The organism is Mesorhizobium sp. M7A.F.Ca.US.005.03.2.1 (assembly GCF_003997795.1).
In the GTDB taxonomy this organism is placed as follows: domain Bacteria; phylum Pseudomonadota; class Alphaproteobacteria; order Rhizobiales; family Rhizobiaceae; genus Mesorhizobium; species Mesorhizobium ciceri.
This window is the reverse complement of the sequence record NZ_RZRP01000861.1, coordinates 1-2,625: the sequence shown is the minus strand read 5'-3', so window position 1 is coordinate 2,625 and position 2,625 is coordinate 1. Positions and strand designations below refer to the sequence as shown.

5 protein-coding genes are annotated in these 2,625 nt (G+C 64.3%); all 5 read right to left on the bottom strand.

Annotated features, from left to right (window positions below):
- Positions 1-284, bottom strand: a 284-nt coding sequence (locus tag EN991_RS31600) for a 2Fe-2S iron-sulfur cluster-binding protein (RefSeq protein ID WP_164769507.1), incomplete at its 3' end; no start/stop codon positions are given.
- A complete protein-coding gene (locus EN991_RS31595) occupies positions 281-577 on the bottom strand; it encodes a sarcosine oxidase subunit delta (protein WP_013529658.1) in 297 nt (98 codons plus the stop codon). The genes EN991_RS31600 and EN991_RS31595, both read right to left, overlap by 4 nt.
- 10 nt (positions 578-587) lie before the next feature.
- On the bottom strand, positions 588-1,028 hold the full coding sequence (locus EN991_RS31590; RefSeq protein WP_013529657.1) for a hypothetical protein: 441 nt from the start codon (positions 1,026-1,028) through the stop codon (positions 588-590).
- A complete protein-coding gene (locus EN991_RS31585) occupies positions 1,028-2,281 on the bottom strand; it encodes a sarcosine oxidase subunit beta (RefSeq protein WP_063168974.1) in 1,254 nt (417 codons plus the stop codon). Before EN991_RS31585 ends, EN991_RS31590 begins: the two co-directional genes overlap by 1 nt.
- 76 nt (positions 2,282-2,357) lie before the next feature.
- Positions 2,358-2,603 carry a hypothetical protein gene (locus EN991_RS40430; RefSeq protein ID WP_206519289.1) on the bottom strand — a complete coding sequence of 82 codons (246 nt, stop codon included), beginning with the start codon at positions 2,601-2,603 and terminating at the stop codon, positions 2,358-2,360.
- Positions 2,604-2,625: the final 22 nt, after the last annotated feature.

Here is a 2,625-nt window from a genome sequence, read left to right as displayed (position 1 = left end):
TCATAAAGCTCCTGCACAGTCGCGCGCACGTTCGGCGTCTTGCGTGCCGCGTCGCGCCTGATTTCGACCAGCGCGTTCGGCTCCTCGGCGCCCGCCGACAGGATGCCGCGCGGACGGTGGTACTTGAACGAACGGCCGACCAGATGGACGCCATTGGCGAGCAGCGCCGAGGCCAGCGTGTCGCCCTCGATGCCGGCATAGGACTGGCCATCGAAGCTGAAACGCGCGGTCTTGGCTTGGCTGAAGCGGCCGGCGCCGGAAATGCGGTACGACGCGCCGCTCATTTGCCAACTCCTGGCAGCTTGGAGGGTTTGGGTTCGCCGGCCTTGTAGGTCATGACGAACCTGTCGGTGACGGTGTCGCGCACGGCGTTGAAGAAACGCGCGCAGCCATGCATGTGCCGCCACCGCTCATAGATGATGCCCTTGGGGTTGGAGCGGATGAAGAAGAACTTTTCGAAATCGTCGTCGCTCTCGCCGGCCATATTGGCCGAGCGCGCGATATGCGCCTCGCCGGCGTTGCGGAACTCGAGTTCCGGACGCTCTTCCTCGCAATAGGGGCAGCGGATGAGAAGCATTTGTTCGTTCCTACAATTCGCCGTGGCCGACGCGGGCGCCCGCCGGTTGATCGCAAAGCTTCTGTCCCAGGGTCGCGAACGGCGCGACGAGCCGGATGCGTTCCTCCACGCTTGCAGCGGGACGAAACAGATCGCGCGACGCCATGTTGCCGAGAGTGAGTTGCATCGGATCGGTGGTGACGATGACTTGACGCGGCTGGAATGTCTCGTCTTCGTCAAGCCCTTCGGGACGTCCCTCGAAGAACATCACCACCCGCTGGCCGCCGCTCCAGACGCAGGCCAGCGTGCCGTCGTCGACCGAAAACGGCCAGACGGTCTCGTTGCCGGTGCGGCTGATCGGTTGCGTGCGCACTTCGTCAGCCGACGGAAAATGGAACATGCCCCGTTCCCCCGCCAGCACGTGTTCCCCCGCCAGAATCAGCGGCATCGCGACAGCCATCCCAGCCATCATCAGTGCGCCACCGCCGCCGCCGCCGCCTCGTCGATGAGCCGGCCGGTGCGGAAGCGCTCGATGGTGAAGGGCGCATTGATCGGATGCGGATCGTCTTTGGCGATGGTGTGGGCAAAGACATGGCCCGAGCCCGGCGTCGCCTTGAAGCCGCCCGTGCCCCAGCCACAATTGACATAAAGCCCGGGCACCGGCGTCTTGGCCAGGATCGGCGAGCGGTCGGGCGTGACGTCGACGATGCCGCCCCACGAGCGCAGCATCTTCATGCGCGTGAAGATCGGGAACATCTCGCAGATGGCGTCCAGCGTGTGCTGCAATATGTGCAGGCCGCCGGTCTGCGAATAGGAGACATACTGGTCGGTGCCGGCGCCGATCACCAGCTCGCCCTTGTCGGACTGCGAGATATAGGCGTGCACCGTGTTCGACATGACCACGCAGGGCACCACCGGCTTGACCGGTTCCGACACCAGCGCCTGCAATGGATAACTCTCCAGCGGCATGCGCACGCCGGCCATGTTCATGATCACTGAGGAATGGCCGGCGGCAACGACGCCGACCTTCTTGGCACCGATGAAGCCGCGCGTCGTGTCGACGCCCAAAACCGCGCCATTGGCCGCCCGCTTGACCCCGGTGACCTCGCAATTCTGAATGATATGGACGCCGCGCGCCGAGGCGCCGCGCGCATAGCCCCAGGCAACCGCATCGTGGCGCGCCGTGCCGCCGCGCCGCTGCAGCGCCGCACCGACCACCGGATAGCGCGCATCCCTGGAGGTGTTGAGCGGCGGGCAGAATTCCTTCGCCTGCTCCGGCGTCAGCCACTCATTGTCGATACCGTTCAGCCGGTTGGCGTGCACGTGGCGCTTCAGCACCTGCACGTCGTGCACATTGTGCGCGAGCATCATGACGCCGCGCGCCGAATACATGACGTTGTAGTTGAGCTCCTGGCTCAGCCCATCCCACAGCTTCAGTGCATGGTCGTAGATGCCGGCGCTCTCGTCATAGAGATAGTTGGAGCGGATGATGGTGGTGTTGCGGCCTGTGTTGCCGCCGCCGAGCCAGCCCCTTTCCAGCACCGCGACATTGGTGATGCCGTGAACCGTGGCGAGGTAATAGGCGGTGGCCAGGCCATGGCCGCCGGCGCCGACGATGATGACGTCGTATTCTTTCCTGGGCTCAGGCGAGGACCACTGTTCTTCCCAGCCCTTGTGGCCGCGCATGGCTTCACGGGCGATGGCGAATACCGAATATTTCTTCAACGTCCCAACCTCGCCCCAAAAAGGCTTCGCGAATGGCGGCCGGCGTTCAGTCGGTCCCGGCGCGCGAGGTGTATCACTAGCGAAACAGCGCTTCCACCCTTGCGCTGTTTGCGACGGCGCTTGCCGTTTTGCGCCGTGGTGAAAAAGACGCATCCGGCGCGTCGGCGCTTTCCAGCATCTTGGCGGGTATCGGGTGGCTCGCCTGGCCTCGATCTGCGACCAAGCATCCCAACTGCCGGTCAAGCCGGCGCGAAGAAAAGGATGCAAAAATGTTCGCACTCGCAAACAAGATCGCCATCGTCACCGGCGCCAGTTCCGGCATCGGCCGCGCCACGGCAAAACTC